This window comes from Romboutsia sp. 1001713B170207_170306_H8 (genome assembly GCF_015550495.1).
In the GTDB taxonomy this organism is placed as follows: Bacteria; Bacillota; Clostridia; order Peptostreptococcales; family Peptostreptococcaceae; genus Romboutsia_E.
Genome location: NZ_JADNAX010000001.1, coordinates 515,347 through 536,078 on the forward strand (window position 1 = coordinate 515,347; position 20,732 = coordinate 536,078).

At 25.8% G+C, this 20,732-nt stretch carries 23 protein-coding genes, 1 tRNA gene and 1 riboswitch; of the genes, 18 read left to right on the forward strand and 6 right to left on the reverse strand.

Translation table 11 applies throughout. The features are described from left to right. The first annotated feature begins 3 nt into the window (after window positions 1-3). The 6 genes from I2A66_RS02510 to I2A66_RS02530 all read left to right on the forward strand — a co-directional run bounded on the left by I2A66_RS02510 (window position 4) and on the right by I2A66_RS02530 (window position 6,800). Complete coding sequence (locus I2A66_RS02510) at window positions 4-2,556, forward strand: ABC transporter permease (RefSeq protein WP_195250885.1); 2,553 nt, start codon at window positions 4-6, stop codon at window positions 2,554-2,556. Window positions 2,557-2,566: 10 nt separating this feature from the next. Next, window positions 2,567-3,244: an ABC transporter ATP-binding protein gene (locus I2A66_RS02515; RefSeq protein WP_147515457.1), complete on the forward strand. Its 678-nt coding sequence runs from the start codon at window positions 2,567-2,569 to the stop codon at window positions 3,242-3,244. Between the two features lie 367 nt (window positions 3,245-3,611). Beyond that, window positions 3,612-5,144, forward strand: coding sequence for a phosphoenolpyruvate carboxykinase (ATP) (locus I2A66_RS02520; protein ID WP_195250887.1), 1,533 nt, complete (start codon window positions 3,612-3,614; stop codon window positions 5,142-5,144). A gap of 90 nt (window positions 5,145-5,234) precedes the next feature. Beyond that, a riboswitch (guanidine-I (ykkC/yxkD leader) is annotated at window positions 5,235-5,330 on the forward strand. A 60-nt stretch (window positions 5,331-5,390) separates the two neighbouring features. Beyond that, window positions 5,391-6,098, forward strand: a complete 708-nt coding sequence (locus tag I2A66_RS02525) for a B3/B4 domain-containing protein (protein ID WP_122639491.1) — start codon at window positions 5,391-5,393, stop codon at window positions 6,096-6,098. A 23-nt stretch (window positions 6,099-6,121) separates the two neighbouring features. Next, window positions 6,122-6,268 (forward strand): hypothetical protein, encoded by a 147-nt coding sequence (locus I2A66_RS17545; protein ID WP_330615439.1) that lies wholly within the window; start codon window positions 6,122-6,124, stop codon window positions 6,266-6,268. Between the two features lie 4 nt (window positions 6,269-6,272). Beyond that, window positions 6,273-6,800, forward strand: coding sequence for a hypothetical protein (locus I2A66_RS02530; RefSeq protein ID WP_330566192.1), 528 nt, complete (start codon window positions 6,273-6,275; stop codon window positions 6,798-6,800). 101 nt (window positions 6,801-6,901) lie between these two features. Here the strand turns inward: I2A66_RS02530 and I2A66_RS02535 are convergent, their stop codons facing one another. Beyond that, window positions 6,902-8,158: a GntP family permease gene (locus tag I2A66_RS02535; protein WP_195250889.1), complete on the reverse strand. Its 1,257-nt coding sequence runs from the start codon at window positions 8,156-8,158 to the stop codon at window positions 6,902-6,904. A gap of 204 nt (window positions 8,159-8,362) precedes the next feature. Here I2A66_RS02535 and I2A66_RS02540 point away from each other — a divergent pair, with 204 nt between their 5' ends. The 8 genes from I2A66_RS02540 (at window position 8,363) to I2A66_RS02575 (ending at window position 15,450) form a co-directional block, all read left to right on the forward strand. Then, window positions 8,363-8,908 (forward strand): cupin domain-containing protein, encoded by a 546-nt coding sequence (locus I2A66_RS02540; RefSeq protein ID WP_147515454.1) that lies wholly within the window; start codon window positions 8,363-8,365, stop codon window positions 8,906-8,908. Window positions 8,909-9,161: 253 nt separating this feature from the next. After that, window positions 9,162-9,929 (forward strand): ABC transporter ATP-binding protein, encoded by a 768-nt coding sequence (locus I2A66_RS02545; RefSeq protein WP_147515453.1) that lies wholly within the window; start codon window positions 9,162-9,164, stop codon window positions 9,927-9,929. Further along, window positions 9,919-11,916 (forward strand): ABC transporter permease, encoded by a 1,998-nt coding sequence (locus I2A66_RS02550; protein WP_195250891.1) that lies wholly within the window; start codon window positions 9,919-9,921, stop codon window positions 11,914-11,916. The genes I2A66_RS02545 and I2A66_RS02550 overlap by 11 nt, the downstream gene beginning before the upstream one ends. Before the next feature lie 93 nt (window positions 11,917-12,009). Then, a complete protein-coding gene (locus I2A66_RS02555) occupies window positions 12,010-12,681 on the forward strand; it encodes a response regulator transcription factor (protein WP_195250893.1) in 672 nt (223 codons plus the stop codon). Next, window positions 12,678-13,688 (forward strand): sensor histidine kinase, encoded by a 1,011-nt coding sequence (locus I2A66_RS02560; protein ID WP_147515450.1) that lies wholly within the window; start codon window positions 12,678-12,680, stop codon window positions 13,686-13,688. Before I2A66_RS02555 ends, I2A66_RS02560 begins: the two co-directional genes overlap by 4 nt. A gap of 170 nt (window positions 13,689-13,858) precedes the next feature. Beyond that, window positions 13,859-14,314 (forward strand): LytTR family DNA-binding domain-containing protein, encoded by a 456-nt coding sequence (locus I2A66_RS02565; RefSeq protein ID WP_122639485.1) that lies wholly within the window; start codon window positions 13,859-13,861, stop codon window positions 14,312-14,314. A gap of 1 nt (window position 14,315) precedes the next feature. Beyond that, entirely contained in the window at window positions 14,316-15,020 is a 705-nt protein-coding gene (locus I2A66_RS02570) for a LiaF transmembrane domain-containing protein (RefSeq protein WP_195250895.1), read from the forward strand. 16 nt (window positions 15,021-15,036) lie between these two features. Next, window positions 15,037-15,450, forward strand: a complete 414-nt coding sequence (locus tag I2A66_RS02575; RefSeq protein ID WP_122639483.1) for a peptide deformylase — start codon at window positions 15,037-15,039, stop codon at window positions 15,448-15,450. Between the two features lie 39 nt (window positions 15,451-15,489). Here I2A66_RS02575 and I2A66_RS02580 read toward each other — a convergent pair. The 5 genes from I2A66_RS02580 to I2A66_RS17465 all read right to left on the reverse strand — a co-directional run bounded on the left by I2A66_RS02580 (window position 15,490) and on the right by I2A66_RS17465 (window position 18,362). Continuing rightward, window positions 15,490-15,565: transfer RNA gene (locus tag I2A66_RS02580), tRNA-Asn, on the reverse strand. A 144-nt stretch (window positions 15,566-15,709) separates the two neighbouring features. Then, on the reverse strand, window positions 15,710-16,306 hold the full coding sequence (locus I2A66_RS02585) for a 4Fe-4S binding protein (RefSeq protein ID WP_122639482.1): 597 nt from the start codon (window positions 16,304-16,306) through the stop codon (window positions 15,710-15,712). Between the two features lies 1 nt (window position 16,307). Beyond that, window positions 16,308-16,517, reverse strand: coding sequence for a 4Fe-4S dicluster domain-containing protein (locus tag I2A66_RS02590; protein WP_122639481.1), 210 nt, complete (start codon window positions 16,515-16,517; stop codon window positions 16,308-16,310). A 501-nt stretch (window positions 16,518-17,018) separates the two neighbouring features. Next, entirely contained in the window at window positions 17,019-17,522 is a 504-nt protein-coding gene (locus I2A66_RS02595; RefSeq protein ID WP_122639480.1) for a VanZ family protein, read from the reverse strand. Between the two features lie 87 nt (window positions 17,523-17,609). After that, the gene (locus I2A66_RS17465; protein WP_206425645.1) at window positions 17,610-18,362 is read right to left on the reverse strand and encodes a helix-turn-helix domain-containing protein; all 753 of its coding nucleotides are present in this window, start codon (window positions 18,360-18,362) and stop codon (window positions 17,610-17,612) included. Between the two features lie 130 nt (window positions 18,363-18,492). Between I2A66_RS17465 and I2A66_RS17360 the strand changes: the two genes are divergently transcribed. The 4 genes from I2A66_RS17360 (at window position 18,493) to I2A66_RS02615 (ending at window position 20,653) form a co-directional block, all read left to right on the forward strand. Next, window positions 18,493-18,621: a hypothetical protein gene (locus tag I2A66_RS17360; RefSeq protein ID WP_279265827.1), complete on the forward strand. Its 129-nt coding sequence runs from the start codon at window positions 18,493-18,495 to the stop codon at window positions 18,619-18,621. Window positions 18,622-18,826: 205 nt separating this feature from the next. Beyond that, window positions 18,827-19,324 (forward strand): RNA polymerase sigma factor, encoded by a 498-nt coding sequence (locus tag I2A66_RS02605; protein WP_147515447.1) that lies wholly within the window; start codon window positions 18,827-18,829, stop codon window positions 19,322-19,324. Then, window positions 19,317-19,856, forward strand: a complete 540-nt coding sequence (locus I2A66_RS02610; RefSeq protein ID WP_122639478.1) for a zf-HC2 domain-containing protein — start codon at window positions 19,317-19,319, stop codon at window positions 19,854-19,856. The genes I2A66_RS02605 and I2A66_RS02610 overlap by 8 nt, the downstream gene beginning before the upstream one ends. Then, on the forward strand, window positions 19,856-20,653 hold the full coding sequence (locus I2A66_RS02615) for a YfjL-like protein (RefSeq protein WP_147515446.1): 798 nt from the start codon (window positions 19,856-19,858) through the stop codon (window positions 20,651-20,653). The genes I2A66_RS02610 and I2A66_RS02615 overlap by 1 nt, the downstream gene beginning before the upstream one ends. Window positions 20,654-20,732 lie beyond the last annotated feature (79 nt).

Here is a 20,732-nt window from a genome sequence, read left to right on the forward strand (position 1 = left end):
TAAATGATGGAAGACTTTAATATGGTAATAAAGTATATAAAAAGCTTTAAATCAAGATCATTGGCAATAGTGCTAAGCATAATTTTAGGAACATCACTTATTGTAGGTGTAGGTACTTTATCAAAAAGTGCGCAACAAGCTGGATTGGATAGGGTAAAAAGGGAAACGGGTACATATCACGTAGCTTATAAAGATATCGATAAAAAACAATTAAATATTATAAAAGAAGGTAGTGATATAAAAAATATTGGGGTAACTTCTTACTATGCATCTACAGATATAGGTGAAAAGCTACCTATTAATATAATTTATGCTGATAATAATTACCTAAATGATGAATCAGAAATTATAAAAGGTAGATTGCCAAAAGGCGAAAATGAAGTTGTATTAGAGGGTTGGATATTAAACAGTATGGGATTAGAAGAAATTGTAGGACAAGAGCTAACCTTTAAGCTTTATAATAAGGATAATGAAGAAACTTTTAAAGTTGTAGGAATATTAAAAGATAGATATAAAGATAAAAGTGTTGGAAGATGCGAAATGTTTTTAAATCTTGATAAAGAAAATATTAGTAATTTTACAGCAAATGTGGAGTTCAATGAAGGTAGCACAATTAGTAAAAATATACAAGGTATAGCTAAAAAAGCAGGAATTGACCTAAAAGATCAAGTGGGTGTTAATTCAACACTAGTGGGATCTGTAGAAAATAATGGGGGACTTGATATTGAAAGTAGAAATACCGCTATAGCTATGAGTATATTTGCTGGTTTAGTAATTTATAGTATTTATTCAATATCTGTTTATCAAAGAATAAGAGATTATGGAATGTTAAGAGCAGTTGGAGCAACTAATTTTAGAGTATTTAAGCTTATGCTATATGAGCTATTATTATTAGCTTTGATATCTTTACCTATAGGTATAGTATTTGGTATGGGTGGAGCTCAGATATTTAATAAACTTGGTGGAAATATAAAGTCAACTTCTTTTGTAATACCAACCAGGATAATAATATTATCTATAGCTTGTACATTAATAATGATATTTATAATAAGTATATTAACGTATATAAAAATAAGAAAAATATCACCTATAGAAGCTATAAAGAGAAACTTTGGATCAGATAAAAAAGTAAAGAAAAGTAATTTTATAATTAATAAATTAATTAATAAAATATATGTAACTAAAACAATATCAATAAAAAATATATTTAGAAATAAAAAATCATTAATACTTATTATGATATCAATGAGCATAGGTGGAATACTTGTAATAAAGAATGATTATGCATACTCTAGATCACAAGCTATGTATAAAGATCAACAAAGATGGTTGTTTATGAATGGTGACTTTGTCTTAAAAGTAAATGGATCAACTGATGAGGAAAATGGACTTAGTGATGATGAGATAAATGAAATCAAAAATATAGATGGAATAAGTGAAGTTAAGACAGCTAGAATACTACATACTAGGATGATATTAGATAAAGAAGATATACTAGATATGAAATTTATAGAAGAGTTAGGTAGTGGTGGATATACTGGAAATGTATTGAATGGTTTATTAGATGAAGATAAAGAAACTGGTAAGTACTTATTAAAACAGAAGTTAAAAGGTTTTAATGATGAAATGTTAAAGTCACTGGATGAATATGTGATAAGTGGTAACATAGATATAGAAAAAATGAAAAAAGAAAACTTAGCAGTAATTTATATGCCACATATTATTGATACTTTTTATGGAACAAAGGATGTAGTTGTAGGTAAAGGAAAACCACTTTCTAATATAAAGGTGGGAGACACTGTAACAGTAAAATATCCTAAAGGTAAAATAACTGATGGAGAGGCGTATTGGAAAGCAAAAGATAATTATGAGTATGAAGAGTATGACTTTAAAGTAGGGGCTATTGTTAATTATCCATTTGCAGATGATAGTATGTATAGTTCAGATAATGGTATAGACGTTATAACAAGTAATAATTATTTAGAAAGATTATTTGGCAAAAACAATTATGATGTAGTTTATGCAAATATGAAGAAGGGTGAAAATCATCAAGAGATAAATAAAGAACTTGGTAAAATAGGAAGTAAAGTACCTGGAACAATTACTACAGATATGGTTCAGGATAAAATAGCTAATGATAAGAACTTAAAGCAAGAAAAACTATATACTTATGGAATAGTGGCAATCTTGTTTGTAATAAGTATATTTAACATAATAAATAATGTAAGCTACAATTTAACATCACGAACAAGTGAATTTGGTATGCTTAGGGCAATTGGAATAGGTGAAAAAGATTTTAGAAAAATGATAACATATGAAGGTTTATTTTACGGAATAGTTTCAAGCATAATAGTCGTAGTTGGAGGAATACTCTTACAAATTAGGATGTATAAGACTTATGGCTTTGCAGATTTTGGTATGGACTTTCTTATAAATTATAAATTATATATTTTAATAATAGTTGCAAATATAATAGTTGGATTATTGGCAACTTATTTACCAGCTAGAAGAATAAAAGAAAGTAGTATAGTAGAATCTATAAATATTTTAGAATAGAGGTGTCATTATGGTTATATTAGAAACTATTAATTTAGGTAAAATATATGGAAAAAAGCAAACAAAAGTAGATGCACTTAAAGATGTTAATTTGAAAATAGATAAGGGTGAATTTGTAGCAATAGTAGGTCCAAGTGGTAGTGGTAAAAGTACATTTCTCCATTTAATAGGTGGATTAGAACGTCCTAGTAATGGAACTATAAAAGTTGATAATAAGGATATTTGTTGTTTATCTGAAGGAGAATTAGCAAAGTATAGAAGACAAAAGGTGGGATTTGTTTTTCAACAATATAACTTAATACCAGTGCTTAATGTGAAAGAAAATATAGAATTACCATTAAAGCTTGATAATCAAAAAATAGACAAAGAGTATATAGAAGATCTTATGAAATTATTAGGAATAGAAGATAGAAAAAATCATCTTCCAAATCAATTGTCAGGAGGTCAACAGCAACGTGTTGCTATAGCTAGAGCACTTGCAAATAAGCCAAGTATAATTTTAGCTGATGAGCCAACAGGAAACTTAGATAGTAAGACTACAGAAGAAGTAATGGATTTATTGAAGCAATCTATTAAAAAATATAATCAAACTTTAATAATGATAACTCATAATAATGAAATTGCAAAAAAGGCTGATAGAGTAATATCTATAATAGATGGAAAATTAAACAATAAGATAAGCGTTTAAGTTAATGAATAAGATAAAATAGAATTTTACTAAGGAAAAAATACCTATAAATTAAGTATAGAAAGGACTTATTTTATAGGTATTTTTTATAGCATATAAATTATTTATTCATATACACCTAAAAGTTAAATATTTTACAATTATTAAGAAAACTGATAGTTATAATTTATAACTATTCACTGATAATATATGATATAATAAAGCCTCATGATTTATAACTTTATATTTAATTTAAAATTAACATATGTATACAATATATTGTGAACTAATTTTTAAAATAAATAGTGGTAATAAATAATCAATATGATATACTATATAGTATAATAAAAAGAAAAAAATATATACTAATTAGGGGTATGGAGGAAAAATGTTCAATTTAAATGCTATAAATGATAAAATATTTAAAAAAGTAATAGTAAATCCAAATAAAAAAGAATTAAGAAGCTTAGCAAGTGATGTAGAAGTAACTACTGAGTTTAAAAATGCTAGTTATAAAAGTGAAGTTAAAAATAGAAGTGCAAAAAATACATACATAGTTGATGAAATAGAAGTAGGGGTAGATCAAAAGGGAATTTCAAAAGATAAAGCTGATGAAATAGCAGCTAAAGTATTTGAATATATAAAAGAAAAAGAAGTAATAAGAGTAGATAGAAAAATGGGAATGAATGAAAAATTTTCTTATAATTGTAGATTATACATATCAAAAGAATTTGCTAGAATAGCTCATATGTGGCATGATACATTATTTAATCCAGATGATAGTGAAAATCCAGATTTAGTAAGTATATATATACCTGAGTGGCCAGAAAGAATAATGATAGCATATCCTGAAACTGGAGTTACTTTTATATTAGGTAGTGATTATTTTGGAGAAGCGAAAAAGTCATTTTTAAGAATGGCGATGTATAAGGTAAAGAAATCAGGTGGATTAGGATTCCATGCAGGAAGTAAGGTATTAAGAGTATTAGATAAAAATAATAAAATAAAAGATGTTGGATTTATAATGTTTGGACTAAGTGGAACTGGGAAGACTACTTTAACAATACATGACCATGAATTAACTGGTGAAGAAAAAGCAATAGTTAGACAAGATGATGTTATATTTATGGATGAAGATGGTTATTGTATAGGAACTGAAAATGGATTTTATATAAAAACAGAAGGGTTAAATCCAGCTAATCAAGGGATATTATACAAAGCTGCAACTAGTGAAAATGCAACTTTAGAAAATATAATGGTTAGAGAAGATTCTACAGTAGATTTTGATGATGTATCTATAACTTCTAATGGTAGAGGAATAATTTTAAGAGAAGATATAGACACTACAGATGATACAGTAGATTTAGAAAAAGCTCATAAGATATTATTTATAACTAGAAGAAATGACATAGTTCCTCCAGTTGTAAAATTAAACCCAATGCAGGCACTAGATGCATTTATGTTAGGCGAATCAATAGAAACTTCTGCAGGAGATCCAAGTAAAGCAGGTCAATCAAAAAGATGTGTTGGAACTAATCCATTTATAATGGGTTCTGAAATAGAAGAAGGAATGAGATTAAAAGAAATATTACAAAAGAATAAAGATATGGAATGCTTTATATTAAATACAGGTAGTGTTGGAGCTAAAGAAGATTTCAAAGGTGAAAAATTAACTATAAATGTTTCTACAACTATAATGAAAGAAATAGCTAAAGATAATATCGAATGGATAGAAGATAAAGAGTGGGGATATATGATACCTAAAGAGGTTAAGGGAATAGATATAGAAAAATATAATCCAAGAAACTTCTACACTAAAGAAGAATATGACAATATAGCAAATATGTTAAGAGAAGAAAGAAAAGCTTGGTTAAGTAAATATGAAAATCAAGCTATGAAAGAAGTAGCTATAACAATCTAATATAAAGATAAAAATATATTAAATCCGTTGAAGATATAGTGTTGATTTAATTTTAATAGAATGATATAATTTTTAAAAATTTAGTTTTATATTTTAGTTTTCTAGGGTTCCGCAGTTTATAGCTGGCTGGTCCGAGAGAAAACGCATAGTTTACTGTGTACACGGAATGATAAAAGCCTGGGAGATATTTTTCATAATACTCCTATGGCTTTTTTTTATTATTATTTTTGAGGAGGCATAATTAAAATGAAAAAATTTATAATTGAAGAAGAATTTTGGGGTGTATTTCCAAATACAAAGATAGGTATAATAACTTGTTATAATATCGATAACACTATAAAAGATGAGAATAAATATGAAGATATGCTTAAAGAAGCTCAAAAAGAAGCTTTAAAACATTTAACAGATGAGGAATTTAGCAATAATGATGTTATAAAAGTTTGGAGAGATGCTTTTAAACAATTTAAAACTAAAAGAGGAGTAAGATCATCTATTGAAGCATTATTAAAAAGAGTTCATAGTAACAAAGGGTTAGGAACTATAAATCCTTTAGTTGATATTTATAACACTATATCATTAAGATATGGTTTACCTTGTGGTGGAGAAGATATAGATACATTTGTTGGAGATGTTAAATTAACTAAAGCAGTTGGAAATGAAGGTTTTATTACATTAGGATCAAATGAAAATACGCCACCTTATGAAGGGGAAATCGTGTATAAAGATGATGAAGGAGCAATTTGTAGATGTTGGAACTGGCGTGAATCAGTAAGGACTATGTTAACTGAACATACAAAAAATGCTTTCTTATGTATAGAATTAGTTGATGAAAATAGAGTAGAAGATTTTGAAAATGCTTTATCTGATTTAAAAAGATTAGTACAAGAAAACTTAGGTGGAGAATGTAAAGTTACTATACTTGATATTAATAATAAAGAAATGACAATAATATAGATTTAAGGAGGTAGATTGAATAAATGAATAGTTTTACGTATAAAGATGTCTATATTGAAGATGGAAAAAGGATATTAGAAATTAATATACTACCAGAAAAGTATTGTAATTTTGACTGCATATTTTGCCCTATAGGAAGATCAAAAAATAGACACTCAAATATCATTTGAAGAAATGGATAGCTCATTAAAGGAACTAGAAAATGTTATAGAAGATACAAAAGCAGAATTAATTTTTATTAATTCAAAAGGTGAAGCACTTGTAAATGAGAAGATTAGTGATATTATCGATTTTATAAAAAATAAAGGTCTATCTGTAAGGTTACTTTCTAATGGATATATATTAGGTAGAGAAGAATATAAATGTATTGCTAATAAATGTGATGAAGTTATTGGAGAAATAAAGGTAATAACAGAAAAAGACTTCCAAAAGATACAAAGGCCAATTGAAGGATATACATTAGAAGAATATATTTCAAATATGGCTTTATTTAATAAACAATACAATGGTAAGTTTATATTTGAAATTACCATTATCAAAGGATATAATGATGATGATGAGTCAATTAATAAGTTAAAACATATTATCAAAGAAATATCTCCAAATGAAGTTAAAATTGAACGAATGGATGATGATATATTTAAGAAAAAGCTTGGTATATCAGATGAAAGGTATGAAGAAATCTTATCCATGTTGTTTTAATTTTTAGTATGCTATTTTTAATAAATGGAATTTGGATTTCATTTTTAATAAAGCTAGCAAGATAATTGCTAGCTTTTATTTTAGTAAAATTTGGATATTAATTATAAACTCATCATAAAAAATTGCATAATTGTTGATACAAATACTATAACTAGTCCAATAGCTATTTCATAATGAATTAACTTAAATCTTTCAATTAAATCCATAGGAACACTTTTCGTACTTGCATGGAATAAAGCACCGTGAGGTAAATGTTCAAACACACATGCACCAGCATTTACCATAGATGCACCAGCAATACCAGATAAACCAGAGTTTAAAATAGCACTAGAGAATGTTGAAGATGCTATTGTTGCTCCACCTGTAGTAGAAGCCGTAGCAAGTGACATTACCATACCTGATATAGGTGCTAGTAAAAATTGTGGAATACTCAACGTATCTAATAAAGATATTGTACTATGTTGCAAATTAGACATTTGAATTATTCCAACTAAAGTACCAGTACCAAGTAGTAATATACATACTCCTTGCATCTTTTCAACTCCGTAGCTTAAATATTCCTTTGTATGAACTAAATTTTTAGTAGCTATTATACAAACTATAGCGCCAACAGGTAAAGCAACTAACGGATCCACAACTATACTAGATACATTACCTAAAAATAATAAACAAATGGCTACAATAGGTCCTATAATAGATGCAAATAAGCTAGGTAAGTTTTCATCTTCTTGAATATCTATATCTATATTAATTTTACTTACTTTATTAATTAAAGTTTTTGCTAATACTGTTGTAACTAAAACACCACATATAGCAGGAACTATATTAGCAAGCATAACACTTGATAAATCTACATTAAAATTAGTTGCAGCAGCTAAAGTATTTGGGTTTGGAGATATAATATTTCCGGCTTTACCTCCACCTAATGCTGCTAAAAGTATAGCTAATTTTGAATACCCTAATTTATGTCCTATAGACATACCAATAGGTCCAACTGTAAGAACTACAACGTCTAAATCAACTCCAACAGCTGATAGTACCATAGCAGAAAGTACGATTCCTAAAATTGATTTTTTAATTCCTAAAATTTTTATTATTTCCTCTGAAATTCTATCTACAGCACCTGTTTTTATTAATGTTGCAGCTAGAAATCCTGATGTCATTACTCTTAGAATAGCAGGGGCCATGCTTTGAGCTCCATTTGCCATATACTCAACTGTACTTACTAAGTCAGCTCCACCTACAATTCCACCAACTAATGCACCGAATACTAAACAGTAAAATGGTTCAAACTTTTTAATTATAAGAATAATAGATACACTTAAACCAATTATCGCCCCAAAAGTTGTTATTGTCATATTATTTCACCTTCTTATCGTTAAATTTGTTAATACTTATATTATACAATGAATATAAAAGTGTCAAATATAATTTAATTAATTTAATAATATTTAACAATGTTGTAATACTATGATATAATAAATTTAAATAATAATATAAATTCATTAAGTGTAAAAAACTAAAAAATAGATTAAGATATATATAAATTTAAGGAGAATGAAATGTCTGATATAAATATAGGTAAAAAAATAGCACAAATAAGAACTAATAAAAACTTAAGTGTAAGAAAGCTAGCAGAGTTATCACATGTAACTGCATCTATGCTTAGTCAAATAGAAAGAGGAAATGCAAATCCTTCTGTAAATTCATTAAAATCAATTGCATCAGCTCTAGAAGTACCACTATTTACTTTTTTCACTTCAGAAGTAGCAAAAGAAGATTTAATAGTAAGAAAAGATAGTAGAAAAAAAGTTATTTTGCCTGAAAGTGATAATGTTATATATGAAATATTAGCTCCTGGATTTAGTGATAATTTTGAATTTGCTATTATGACACTTGAACCGAATACTTCATCTAGTAATGGTGATATAAGTCATATAGGATATGAGCTAGCTTATGTTCTTGAAGGAGAAGCTACTGTATATCTTGATAATGAGGAGTTTACTATGAGTAAGGGTGATAGTATAAAGATATCAGCAGGAATTAATCATAGATGGGAAAATAACACAAATGAAGATGTGAAAGTTATTTTTGCTGTTATACTATAACAATTTTAAGATGAGATTAATAGAGCTTAGCATTTTATGTTAAGCTCTATTAAAGTATTTCTAATAATCATATCTACACTTTAGTATATATAAATCAAAAGAATTCAAATATATAAGAATATATCTAAAATAATCTTTTAAAATTAGTTTACATTACAAAAATGTAATGGTAATGAAATATACATTCATATCTAAAAAAATAAAACGCGTTTATAATAAATTTATGATAAATAAACAAAGGAGATAAAATAAAATGAAAAATGTATTAAGTGTAGAAAGTGTAGAAAAGTATTATGGAAATAAAGACAATGTTACAAAAGCTATAGATAATATAAGTTTTAAAGTTAGTGAAGGTGAGTTTGTTGGAATAATGGGGCCTAGTGGAAGTGGTAAGACAACATTACTTAACTGTATATCAACAATAGACAATGTAACAACAGGAAAAATAATAATAAATGATAATGATATTACAAGATTAAAATCTAACAAATTAGATAAGTTTAGACAAGATGAACTTGGATTTATATTCCAAGATTTTAACTTATTAGATACACTTACTGCTTATGAAAACATAGCATTAGCATTAACAATAAAAGGAGAAAAAACTTCTCTTATAGATTCAAAAATAAAAGAAGTGGCAAAATATTTAGAAATTGAAAAAATATTAAATAAATATCCTTATCAAATGTCAGGAGGACAAAAGCAAAGAGTAGCATCAGCTAGGGCTATAGTAACTAATCCATCATTAATTCTTGCTGATGAACCAACAGGAGCATTAGATTCAAAATCAGCTAGATTATTACTTGAAAGATTTGAAGATTTAAATAAATCTTTAAAATCAACTATATTAATGGTAACTCATGATGCTTTTACTGCAAGTTATGCTCATAGAATATTATTTATAAAAGATGGAAAAATCTTTACAGAATTAGTAAGAGGAAGTGACTCAAGAAAAGAGTTCTTTAGTAGAATTATGGAAGTTATTTCTCTAATAGGAGGGGATGACAACAATGTATTCTAATATGGCATTAAAAAATGTGAAAAAAAGCTTTAAAGATTATAGTATATATTTTTTAACATTAACATTAGCAGTTTGTATATTTTATAGCTTTAATTCTATAGAATCACAAAAAGCTATGATACAGATGAATGCTTCAGGTAAAGAATATACAGAAACTCTTGTTAAGATAATATCTTATGTATCTGTATTTGTAGCTTTTATATTAGGAAGTCTTATTCTTTATGCTAATAACTTTTTAATAAAAAAGAGAAAAAAAGAACTAGGAATTTATATGACATTAGGTATGTCAAAAAATAAAATATCTAGAATTTTAATACTAGAAACTATAATAGTTGGAATACTGTCATTAATAAGTGGTTTAGTATTAGGATTAATAGCTTCTCAAGGTTTATCAATACTTGTATCAAAGCTATTTGAATTTCAAATGTCAGGATATACTTTTATAATATCGAAAACAGCTATTCTTAAGACTATTTTATATTTTGGAATAATGTTTTTAGTAGTAATGATATTTAATTCTTTCGTAATATCAAAATATAAAATAATTGATTTATTAACAGTTGGAAGAAAAACAGAAGAAATAAAATTTAGAAATCCATTTGTATATTTAGTTACATTTATTTTATGTGTAATTTCATTAGGTTTAGCGTATAAGTTTATTATAGATATAAATTTAAATATAAATGATAGCAGATTTCTTATGTCAATAGGACTGGGGGTAATAGGTACACTTTTATTTTTCTTTAGCTTATCAGGATTTATTTTATATATTGTAAAGAAAAATAAAAGTATTTATTTCAGAGGACTAAATATATTTATAGTGAAGCAAATAAATAGTAAAGTTAATACAAACTTTATATCAATGTCAGTAATTTGTTTAATGCTGTTTATAACTACTGTTATGTTATCAACAGGATTTAGCTTTAAGAAAGCTTTAGAATCAGGGCTAGAAGAAGCTACTCCATTTGATGCTAGTGCATATATGTATGTTAGTCCACAGGATAAAGCACAAGATATAGAAAAATCCCTTGAATATATAGGTGTAAAATTTGATAAGGACGATAAAGTAGCTTATTATAATGAATATATGGATGGAAGTAAAATATATGATATTTTTAATGTAAATGATATTTCACAAAATATGAATTATGAAGTGGAATATATAAAAGTATCAGACTATAACAAAATAATGGAATTAGACAATGAAAAGATAGTAGATTTAAAAGAAAATGAAGTATTAATTACATCTAACTTTTCAAGAGTATTACCAGTAATAGAAAATTATATGAAAGATAATAATACTATCAAAATTCAAAACAAAACTTATAATATAAAAAATAAAGAAGTTATAGAACATAACTTGAAGACTGAGTTTATGAAAACTAATCTGTTAACTGTTATAGTAAATGATAAACTATGCGATGATATGAATATATCTTCAAGCTCTGTAAATGTTAATTTTGCAGGGAATAATAAGGAAAAACGTGAAGCTGATTTTACTAATGCAATATATTCATACAAAACTGAAGATACAGATTATGATAAAATAGGATTTGTAATGGGAACTAGTAGAGATGAAATTTATGAAGGAAATAAAGGTACAACTACTATTGTATTATTCGTAGGAATCTATATTGGAATAGTATTTTTAATAAGTAGTATGGCAGTTCTTGCTCTTCAACAATTAAGTGAAGCAAGTGACAGTATGGATAGATATACTTCATTAAGAAAATTAGGAGTTAATATGAAAGGAATAAATAAGACTATATTTATACAAACTTTAGTTTACTTTAGTATTCCAGTATTATTATCAGTAGTGCATTCAGTTGTAGGAATAAAAGTTGCAAATCAATTTATATCAATGTATGATCAACCCGATATAGGAGTAGCATCTTTTATAACCGCAGGAATTTTTATAGTTGTATATATAATATATTTCTATACAACTTATGTAGGGTATAAAAATATAGTAAAAAACAATATATAAACCTTATAAAATCTATTTAAAGTAGTAAACTATTTTAAATAGATTTTTTTGGTATAATAAACTACAAGATAGTATTTAGGAGTGATTAAATATATGGAAAAAATAATAATAGTTGAAGATGATGAAATAATTAGAGATGAGCTTAAAAATTTTTTAAATAAATATGGATATGAAGTGATTGCACCAAAAGAATTTGAAGATATAGTTAAGTTTATTTTAGATGAGAATGCTAACTTAGTTTTATTGGATATAAATTTACCAATTTTCGATGGATACTACATATGTAGAGAAGTTAGAAAAGAGTCAGATGTGCCAATAATAGTTGTAACAAGTAGAGATAGTGATATGGATGAATTAATGAGTATGAATTTAGGTGCTGATGATTTTGTAACAAAGCCTTATAATACCCAAATACTATTGGCAAGGATATCAGCATTATTAAAAAGAAGTGGATGTAATGTAACTTCAAGTAATATATTAACTTATAAAGACCTTAAGTTAAATTTATCAAATGCAACGATTACATATAAGGACAAAGAAATTGAATTAACTAAAAATGAAGTTAAAATACTTTCTTATATGATAAATAATAAAGGACAAATTATATCTAGAGATTTGCTGATGGAGCACTTATGGAACTCAGATTATTTTGTAGATGATAGTACATTAAATGTTAATATAGCAAGACTTCGTAAGAAATTAGATGAAGTAGGAATGGAAAATATCATAGAAACAAGAAGAGGACTAGGTTATATAATGCCATGAAAATATTAAATTACATAAAAGATAAAGGGATATTCTTAAGTATAAATCTACTTATTTTTATAATAACTGCATTTATTATGTATTTGATAAATACAAGTGTAGTTATAATTTTTAGTGTATTTTGTATATGGTTTTTCCCTTTATTAAGCTATATGTTAATAGAGTTTTTTAAATATAAAAGATATTTTAATTCTGTTAAAAATATACTAGAAAACTTAGATAAAAAATACTTATTACCTGAAGTCATAGATGATCCAAATTTTATTGAAGGTATACAAATGAATAATATATTTAAAATATTAAGTAGAGATATGCATGAACATGTTAAATATTATAGGGTTATGCAAGAAGAATATAGAGAGTATATTGAAATGTGGGTTCATGAAATAAAGACACCTATGGCATCAAGTAAGCTTTTAATAGAAAATAATAACAATGATATTACAAGAAAGATTAATACTCAACTGGATAGAATAGAAAATTTTGTAGAACAAGTATTATACTATTCTAGAAGTGATGAGGTTGGTAAGGATTATATTATAAAGAAAGTAGAGTTATCTACAGTTGTAAAAAGTGTAATTAATAAAAATAAAAGAGACTTTATAAATAAAAGAATAAGGTTACAACTAGATGATATTAATGAGACTATATATACTGATGTAAAATGGGTTGAATTTATATTGAATCAAATAATAGGAAACTCTATTAAATACTCAAAATTAGAAGATGCTAAGATAAGTATCAGTTCAAAAAAAGTAGATAATTCAATAGTATTAATTATAGAAGATAATGGTGTAGGTATTATTGAAAAGGATGTAAATAAAGTATTTGAAAAAGGATTTACAGGAGAAAATGGTAGAAAATTTGGTAAGAGCACAGGTATAGGTTTATACTTATGTAAGAAACTTTGCGATAAATTAGGTTTAGGATTAAATTTAAAATCAACTGTAAATGAAGGAACTAGTTTAAGTATAGTATTTCCTATATATGAAAACTTAACTAATTAGTATATAAATTTTATATGTTAAAATCACTCTTATTAAATAGTAAGAGTGATTTTTTTATTTACTAAAAGTATCTAGTTTTAACGTCTTACTACTATAAATTTACCTCTTAGTCAAAATTCGTTTACACAAAAATATTAAAGGATATAATTAATACTGTGGAGAGTGGATAAATGAAAATACGAATTGAAATTGATGAAAAAATAAAAGAAGACGAAGTTATTATAAAATGTAGTAAGTTAACTGATGAGATAAATAAAATACAAGGCATGTTAAAAGAAATAATATCTAAAAAAAGTAGTATGGTATTTTACAAAGATAATATAGAGTATTTTATTTCTTTAGAAGAAATACTTTTCTTTGAAACTGAGGCAAGTATTATATTTGCACATACAGTAAATGATGTATACCAAGTAAAATATAAGCTTTATGAATTAGAAGAAATTTTACCAAATAATTTTATGAGGGTTTCAAAGTCTACGATTTTAAATGTCGATTATATTTATTCAATAACAAGAAATCTTACAGCATCAAGTATAGTTGAATTTCAACATACCCATAAAAAGGTGTATGTGTCGAGAAACTATTATAAGCCTTTAAAATTTAAGTTGTTAGAAAAGAGGAGATAGTATGAGAAAAGAAAGAATATTTTGGGGTGTGCTACTTATACTTGGAAGTATATCGCTAATAGTTAATAAATTAGGATATTTTGGTGATATCAATATGGTTAGTATAATAATTAGCATTGTATTAATTGGAATTATGATAAAAAGTATATTTTATAAAAGTTTTGCAGGTATTTTATTTCCACTTGCTTTTATATGTATAATTTTTGATGATAAGCTTGGACTTACTGCAATTACTCCGTGGACAGTTTTAATTGCAGCAGCTTTAGGTAGTGCAGGACTTTCAATGATTTTTCATAAAAAACCTAAGTGGTATGATTATAAACAAAACTATAATTGGAAGGAAGACAACTACGATACTATAGATTTTGAAGATGATAATCGTATTAGACTTGATACTAGCTTTGGTGGTAGTATAAAATATATTAATACAGAAAGTTTTGAAAGAGCTGATTTAAGTTGTAGTTTTGGATCTATGAAAATTTATTTTGATAATTCAAAGTTGAAAAATGGACGAGGTGTTATCAAGTTAGAAGCTTCTTTTGCAGGAGTGGAGCTTTATATACCTAAAACTTGGACTGTTGAAGATAGAACCAGTCAAGCTTTTGGAGGACTTAGTGAGAAAAATAAAAACTTTCCAAGCAAAGATGATATACTAACTTTAGTTGGTTATATTAGTTTTGCTGGTGTTGAAATAATTTATATATAGAAAGGCTTTAATAAATATGGTAAAAGAAATTGTAAGAGATATATTATTTTTAGAACAAAAATCAGAACTTGCAACAAAGGAAGATGCACAAGTTATAAATGATTTAGTAGATACACTAAGAGTAAATTTAGATAGATGTGTAGGATTAGCAGCTAATATGATTGGAGTTAAAAAGCGTATATTAGTATTTACTATAGGTGGAGGAATTATAGTTCCTATGGTAAATCCAGTTATATTAAAAAAAGAAAATAGCTATGAAGCAGAAGAAAGCTGTTTATCTTTAGATGGATTTAGAAAAACTATAAGATATGAAACTATAGAAGTAGAATATTTTGATGTGAATTTTGAAAAGAAAAAACAAGTATTTAAAGGATTCCCTGCACAAATTATACAGCATGAAATGGATCACTTTGAAGGGATTATAATATAATAAAAAAACTCTTAGCTTATAAACTAAGAGTTTTTTTATTGGCGGGAATAACAGGGCTCGAACCTGTGACCCATTGATTAACAGTCAATTGCTCTACCAACTGAGCCATATTCCCGTGTCTTTATAATAAGTAGAAATTATCTACTTGATCTTTACAGTTATTATTGTAACCGGTTTATTTAAATTTATTAATATTTTTTTCAATAAACTTCTTATCTTTAATTAGATAATATTAATCTAATTTATAAGCTATTTTTATTTATATAGTAGTGCTCTTTTCAGGATTGTATTTAGCTTTTGATATTAACTGAGTCATTGTACCCATTGGGCAATATACACACCAAGATCTTGGCTTAAATAGAAGCATGGTTATTATGCCTAAAATAGTAGATGTAAGCATCATACTATAAAATCCAAATGCAAACTGAGCAACCCATGGTGCAACAATACTAGTATCAACCCAATTCCAAGGTACCTTAAAAGTCCAAAGTAATTTAATAACTTCTTTTAAATTACTAGCACCTATAAATACTAGATAAGTATTAAATAACATAACTACAAACATAGTCATAAAAAATGTTAAAAATCCATATCGAAAATATTTGCTTCTTAAAAACTTAGGTATATCTTTATATCTAGACAATTTTAACTTATCACCTATTAAATTTAATAATTGACCTCTACCACAGTAAGTATTACAATATGTTTTTCCATGACCAGAAATTGAGATTATTAAAGGTATTAAAAAGCATAGAAGCCCTAACCATGCAAATAGTATATTAAATAGTCCAAGTATTAAGTAAGTTGCACTTATAATCCACATGTAATCTGTAAATGATTTTTTCTTATTTTTCATATTAAGCTTCTACCTCCACTTTTTCAATTTTTATAATACAAGCAGGACAAGCTTTTGCACATTTACCACAACCAACGCATTTATCAGAGTTTATTTGTGCAAACACACCTTGTTCTATGTGTATAATTTGTAGTGGACATACTTTTGTGCATGTGCCACATGCCACACAATATTCTTTATCAATTACAGCTTTTCTTTTTATTTTTGCCATCAATTATCCCTCCATATAACTTATTGATATTATTATATAGATTTATTGATATAGGTTCTGTGACTAAATCACATAAATGTTTCAATATAAGTGATATATATCATGGAGTAATTCAATAATATTTATATTTACTTCAACTTACTCTTGTTTTGATTTTTTTAAACTAGCCATAGTTTTTTCATCCTCATCTAAAATACTAAGAATATGCCTAGCTCCATTAATATATATTTTACCTGCATCGGTTAAAAGTAATTTTCCATTATGTCGATAAAATAAAGGAGGTATACCTTCTTTTTTTAATTTGGCTAAATGTTGAGATAGAGCAGCTTGTAATACATAAAATTTTGCAGTAGAGAATCCTTTTGTAGATGATAAGGCATGGGGGAAGTATTTAGATGAAAAAATGGATGAGATGATTAAATTTATGGAAGATAGTAAAAATAATTAAGAAATAAAAAGTCCAGCAATATTATATGCTGGACTTCAATTTGTAAAATATTATTAATTTAATAATAACAAAATATATAACAAGCATACTAATCCAACTGTAGCAATAAAAGCAAGTGTGTTAAATATACTAACAGTTTTACTTTTAAAGACTTTACTAGATATAGAGTATATTCCAATACCTATTACCCCACCTAAAGTATTTCCTATAAGATCTGTTATATCTGTTGCTCCAATAGCAAAGATAAATTGTAAAACTTCAACAGATAAACTAATTAAAAAAGCTACTGAAGTTTTTTTAGTAAAAGACCAATCTTGTTTTAACATACATGTGTAAATTCCAACAGGAACGAATACCAGTATATTATTAATAATTTCACTGATATATATTTTTCCGTTAACAATAACTGAGCCAGAAAAAGGAATTATATTAATACTTCTATTGTTATCAATCTCACTAAATGATAAATTCATTTTAAATAAAATAATCCATATTAATATACAAAAATATATTGCAGACAAAATCATAGTTAAATTAAGTTGTTTTTTATTTTTCATTTAAGTTCTCCTAAATATTTAATTATAGTATAAAAATATAAAATATCTTTCATTTTGATTAAACTCAGTAAATAAATGACAAAAAATTTAATCAAAACTTATTCTATAATATTTATGGCGATATTCTTTAGGCGTAAGACCTGTTTCATTTTTAAATACGCGAATAAAGTAACTTTGAGAGCTAAAAGAAAGATATGAGCTAATATCTGAATAGGAATAATCCGAGAATTTCAACATATTTTTAGCTGCTTCAATGCGTTTTTTTATTATGTAATTAGTAATAGTAATTCCAACTTCTTTTTTAAAAAGAGTAGAAAGGTAGCTAGGATTTAAATCAACATACTCTGCAAGTTTAGTAACATTGATAACTTCATTTAAGTGATAATAAACATAATCCATGCATAGAACAATTGGTTTAGAGTAAATATTTTTCTTTTGTAACTCATTCATATGTTTAGTAAAAAAAGTAAACATTTCTGTATGTATATCTTTTACCTCATTAGTACTTTTACATTTATCTATTTTTTGTATAAATAAATCGCTAGCATTATAAGCTGTTTCTGGTTCCATTCCACCTTCTATTGCAAAACGAGTTGCTAATGTAATAGATGCAACAAATAAATATTTTATATTATTAATAGGATTATCTGAAAGTACACCTACTGTTGAAGATGAGAACATTTTTATACTTTCTTCAATAGCCTTTATTTTGCCTTCTTTTAGATATTCATATTGAAGCATCTCCTCATCATAGGTATGATGTCTATATTCATTTTCTCTATTTATAAATGCCATATATTCAAGTTGCTTTTTATTTATAGATTTATTTTTACTAATCACTATTACCAACTCCTTTTATGTGAGAATTATACCATAGAACTAATAAATTTATTATAAATATTTTATTGAGAATGATATATTGAAGTAAATAAATTATTTAATAAATATGGTGTTGGATAGGAGAATTATTATGAGAAAAGTTTCAGAAAGCATAAAAGATATTTTGAAGAAAAATTTAATAAACTTAATACCTTTTGAAGAAAATCAACTGTATAAAGAAATTTATATAGATTTTCTAAAAGAGATGATATATAAGTAAAGTAGATAGAATTATATTAACAAAAAATAGCCCTAATAAATAAGGGCTATTTTTAATTTTAATCAAGATTTAACAATAATGTCTTTTATGATAATGATAGATAGCTTAGAATTTAAATGTGTATATAAAATAAAAATAATAAATTTATTTATAAAAAGTGTAACGAAATGAGTTTTTTTATCACTAATATCATGAAAGGAGATTTATGTTACTAAAAAAAATATACGAAGAATATAAGCAAGATGTATTTAAATATCTTGTAACCTTAACATATGATACCTCACTTTCAGAAGATTTAGTGTCTGAAACTTTTCTAGGTGCATTAAAGTCATTATATAAATTTAAAGGAGAATGTAGTATTAAAACATGGCTTTTTTCAATTGCAAGAAATAAATGGTACGAGTATTTACGCAAACAAAAGCCAACTATTTCTATAGATGACTTAGCTTATAACTACCTTTTAAGTGAAAATGATTTAGATGGTTCTTTAATAAAAAAGGAACTTGCAAGTAAAATAAATACATTACTTGATAATGAATCATCTAGAACAAAAGATATTATTTTTATGAGAATTGAGGGATACTCATATTTTGAAATAGGAAAAAAGTACAATATATCTGAAGGCTCTGCAAGAGTAATAGATTATAGAACTAAAAAGAAAATTAAAGATACTTTGATGAAGGAAGGAGTAGTATATGAATAAAATATCATGCGATATTTGTATGGATCTAATTCCATTAGTGAAGGATAAAGTAGCTAGTGAAGATAGTCAAAATGCAGTAATTAAGCATATAGATAAATGTAGTCAGTGTAGAAGTTTATTTAATGAAACTAATACCAAAAATCATAATATAGATGATAAAAAAATTATATCTAAAATAAAAAAACAACTTATACTGGTATCAGTTATATTAGTTATACTAGGCTCATTTATAGGTATAGCAATTACTGAAAGTGAAAATATGTTTTACAATATACTAATTATGCCTACCATAGGAGCTTTATCATACTTTGCTCTTAGAAAAAAATCATACATTACCTTAGTAACCATGTTTGCTTTTACATATGTATATAATTTAATTAAATATATAATAGGTGGCATATTTGATAAATCTCAATTGTTATCATATATAACAGCTCCTATATTGTGGGCTATAATATATACCGGACTTTGTGCTATTGGGATTTTAATTGGATTTTTACTTTATATTGCGTTAAAAAAGGAGAAAAAATAATGAAAAAATCTATAAAAATTTTATCAGGGGGATTAGCTTTTTTATTAATAATAGTTATACTGTACTTTGCAAATGGTTTATTAGGAAATCCTATATCTAAGACAGTAGCAAATAATGTGTCCAAAGAATATATAGCTAAAAATTATCAAAATATGAAATTAAATTTATCAAATGCTTCTTATAGTTTTAAAACAGGTGATTATTATGTTCAAGTAAAGTCTCCTATAAGTAAAGATACACATTTTTCACTTACCATATCACCTCTTGGAAAAATAATAGGGGATACTTATGAAAGTGATGTACTTGGTAAGTTTAATACTTTAACAAGAATAGATAAAATTTATAATGATAAAGTAAATAATGTTATTGAAAGTAAGGAATTTACATATAAAAGTGATATTTATTTTGGTGAATTGAGTGAAGATATGTTAGATAGAAATAAGTTAGAGTTAGATAAGGATTATAATTTATATGAATTAGGTAAAAAGGCAGGTCATATTGTTCTTTATATTCAAGATGAAGATGTTAGTTTTAAAAAAGCTAGTGAAATTTTACTTGATATAAAATCTATGCTTGATAAGCAAAGTGTATCATTTTATTCTATTGATTTTACTTTACAAAAGCCGAGAAATGAAAATGGAGAATTAAGTTCAGATGATAGCTATATAAGTGTAGAAAAGTTTTTATATAAAGATATATATGAAGAGGATTTAGAAAATCGTGTATTAAAAAGTTACGAAGATTTACAGAAGTATTATAAAGAACAAGATTTGAAAAAGGAAGAAATATTAAATTAAAAAAGACAGGTTCCGATTCCTGTCTTTTTTAGTGGAGAATTATAAAAAATACAAAAGATATTGTTATATTTAAATCATT

Excerpts from the sequence above, each read along its gene's own strand:
- I2A66_RS02590 (WP_122639481.1), bottom strand. The coding sequence starts at position 16,517 with ATGGCAAAAATAAAAAGAAAAGCTGTAATTGATAAAGAATATTGTGTG.
- I2A66_RS02570 (WP_195250895.1), top strand. The coding sequence starts at position 14,316 with ATGAGAAAAGAAAGAATATTTTGGGGTGTGCTACTTATACTTGGAAGT.
- I2A66_RS02515 (WP_147515457.1), top strand. The coding sequence starts at position 2,567 with ATGGTTATATTAGAAACTATTAATTTAGGTAAAATATATGGAAAAAAG.
- I2A66_RS02560 (WP_147515450.1), top strand. The coding sequence starts at position 12,678 with ATGAAAATATTAAATTACATAAAAGATAAAGGGATATTCTTAAGTATA.
- I2A66_RS02605 (WP_147515447.1), top strand. The coding sequence starts at position 18,827 with ATGTTACTAAAAAAAATATACGAAGAATATAAGCAAGATGTATTTAAA.
- I2A66_RS02530 (WP_330566192.1), top strand. The coding sequence starts at position 6,273 with ATGGATAGCTCATTAAAGGAACTAGAAAATGTTATAGAAGATACAAAA.
- I2A66_RS02610 (WP_122639478.1), top strand. The coding sequence starts at position 19,317 with ATGAATAAAATATCATGCGATATTTGTATGGATCTAATTCCATTAGTG.
- I2A66_RS02565 (WP_122639485.1), top strand. The coding sequence starts at position 13,859 with ATGAAAATACGAATTGAAATTGATGAAAAAATAAAAGAAGACGAAGTT.
- I2A66_RS02520 (WP_195250887.1), top strand. The coding sequence starts at position 3,612 with ATGTTCAATTTAAATGCTATAAATGATAAAATATTTAAAAAAGTAATA.
- I2A66_RS02525 (WP_122639491.1), top strand. The coding sequence starts at position 5,391 with ATGAAAAAATTTATAATTGAAGAAGAATTTTGGGGTGTATTTCCAAAT.
- I2A66_RS02615 (WP_147515446.1), top strand. The coding sequence starts at position 19,856 with ATGAAAAAATCTATAAAAATTTTATCAGGGGGATTAGCTTTTTTATTA.
- I2A66_RS02550 (WP_195250891.1), top strand. The coding sequence starts at position 9,919 with ATGTATTCTAATATGGCATTAAAAAATGTGAAAAAAAGCTTTAAAGAT.
- I2A66_RS02535 (WP_195250889.1), bottom strand. The coding sequence starts at position 8,158 with ATGACAATAACAACTTTTGGGGCGATAATTGGTTTAAGTGTATCTATT.
- I2A66_RS02575 (WP_122639483.1), top strand. The coding sequence starts at position 15,037 with ATGGTAAAAGAAATTGTAAGAGATATATTATTTTTAGAACAAAAATCA.
- I2A66_RS02585 (WP_122639482.1), bottom strand. The coding sequence starts at position 16,306 with ATGAAAAATAAGAAAAAATCATTTACAGATTACATGTGGATTATAAGT.
- I2A66_RS17545 (WP_330615439.1), top strand. The coding sequence starts at position 6,122 with ATGAATAGTTTTACGTATAAAGATGTCTATATTGAAGATGGAAAAAGG.
- I2A66_RS02555 (WP_195250893.1), top strand. The coding sequence starts at position 12,010 with ATGGAAAAAATAATAATAGTTGAAGATGATGAAATAATTAGAGATGAG.
- I2A66_RS02595 (WP_122639480.1), bottom strand. The coding sequence starts at position 17,522 with ATGAAAAATAAAAAACAACTTAATTTAACTATGATTTTGTCTGCAATA.
- I2A66_RS02545 (WP_147515453.1), top strand. The coding sequence starts at position 9,162 with ATGAAAAATGTATTAAGTGTAGAAAGTGTAGAAAAGTATTATGGAAAT.
- I2A66_RS17360 (WP_279265827.1), top strand. The coding sequence starts at position 18,493 with ATGAGAAAAGTTTCAGAAAGCATAAAAGATATTTTGAAGAAAAATTTA.
- I2A66_RS02540 (WP_147515454.1), top strand. The coding sequence starts at position 8,363 with ATGTCTGATATAAATATAGGTAAAAAAATAGCACAAATAAGAACTAAT.
- I2A66_RS02510 (WP_195250885.1), top strand. The coding sequence starts at position 4 with ATGATGGAAGACTTTAATATGGTAATAAAGTATATAAAAAGCTTTAAA.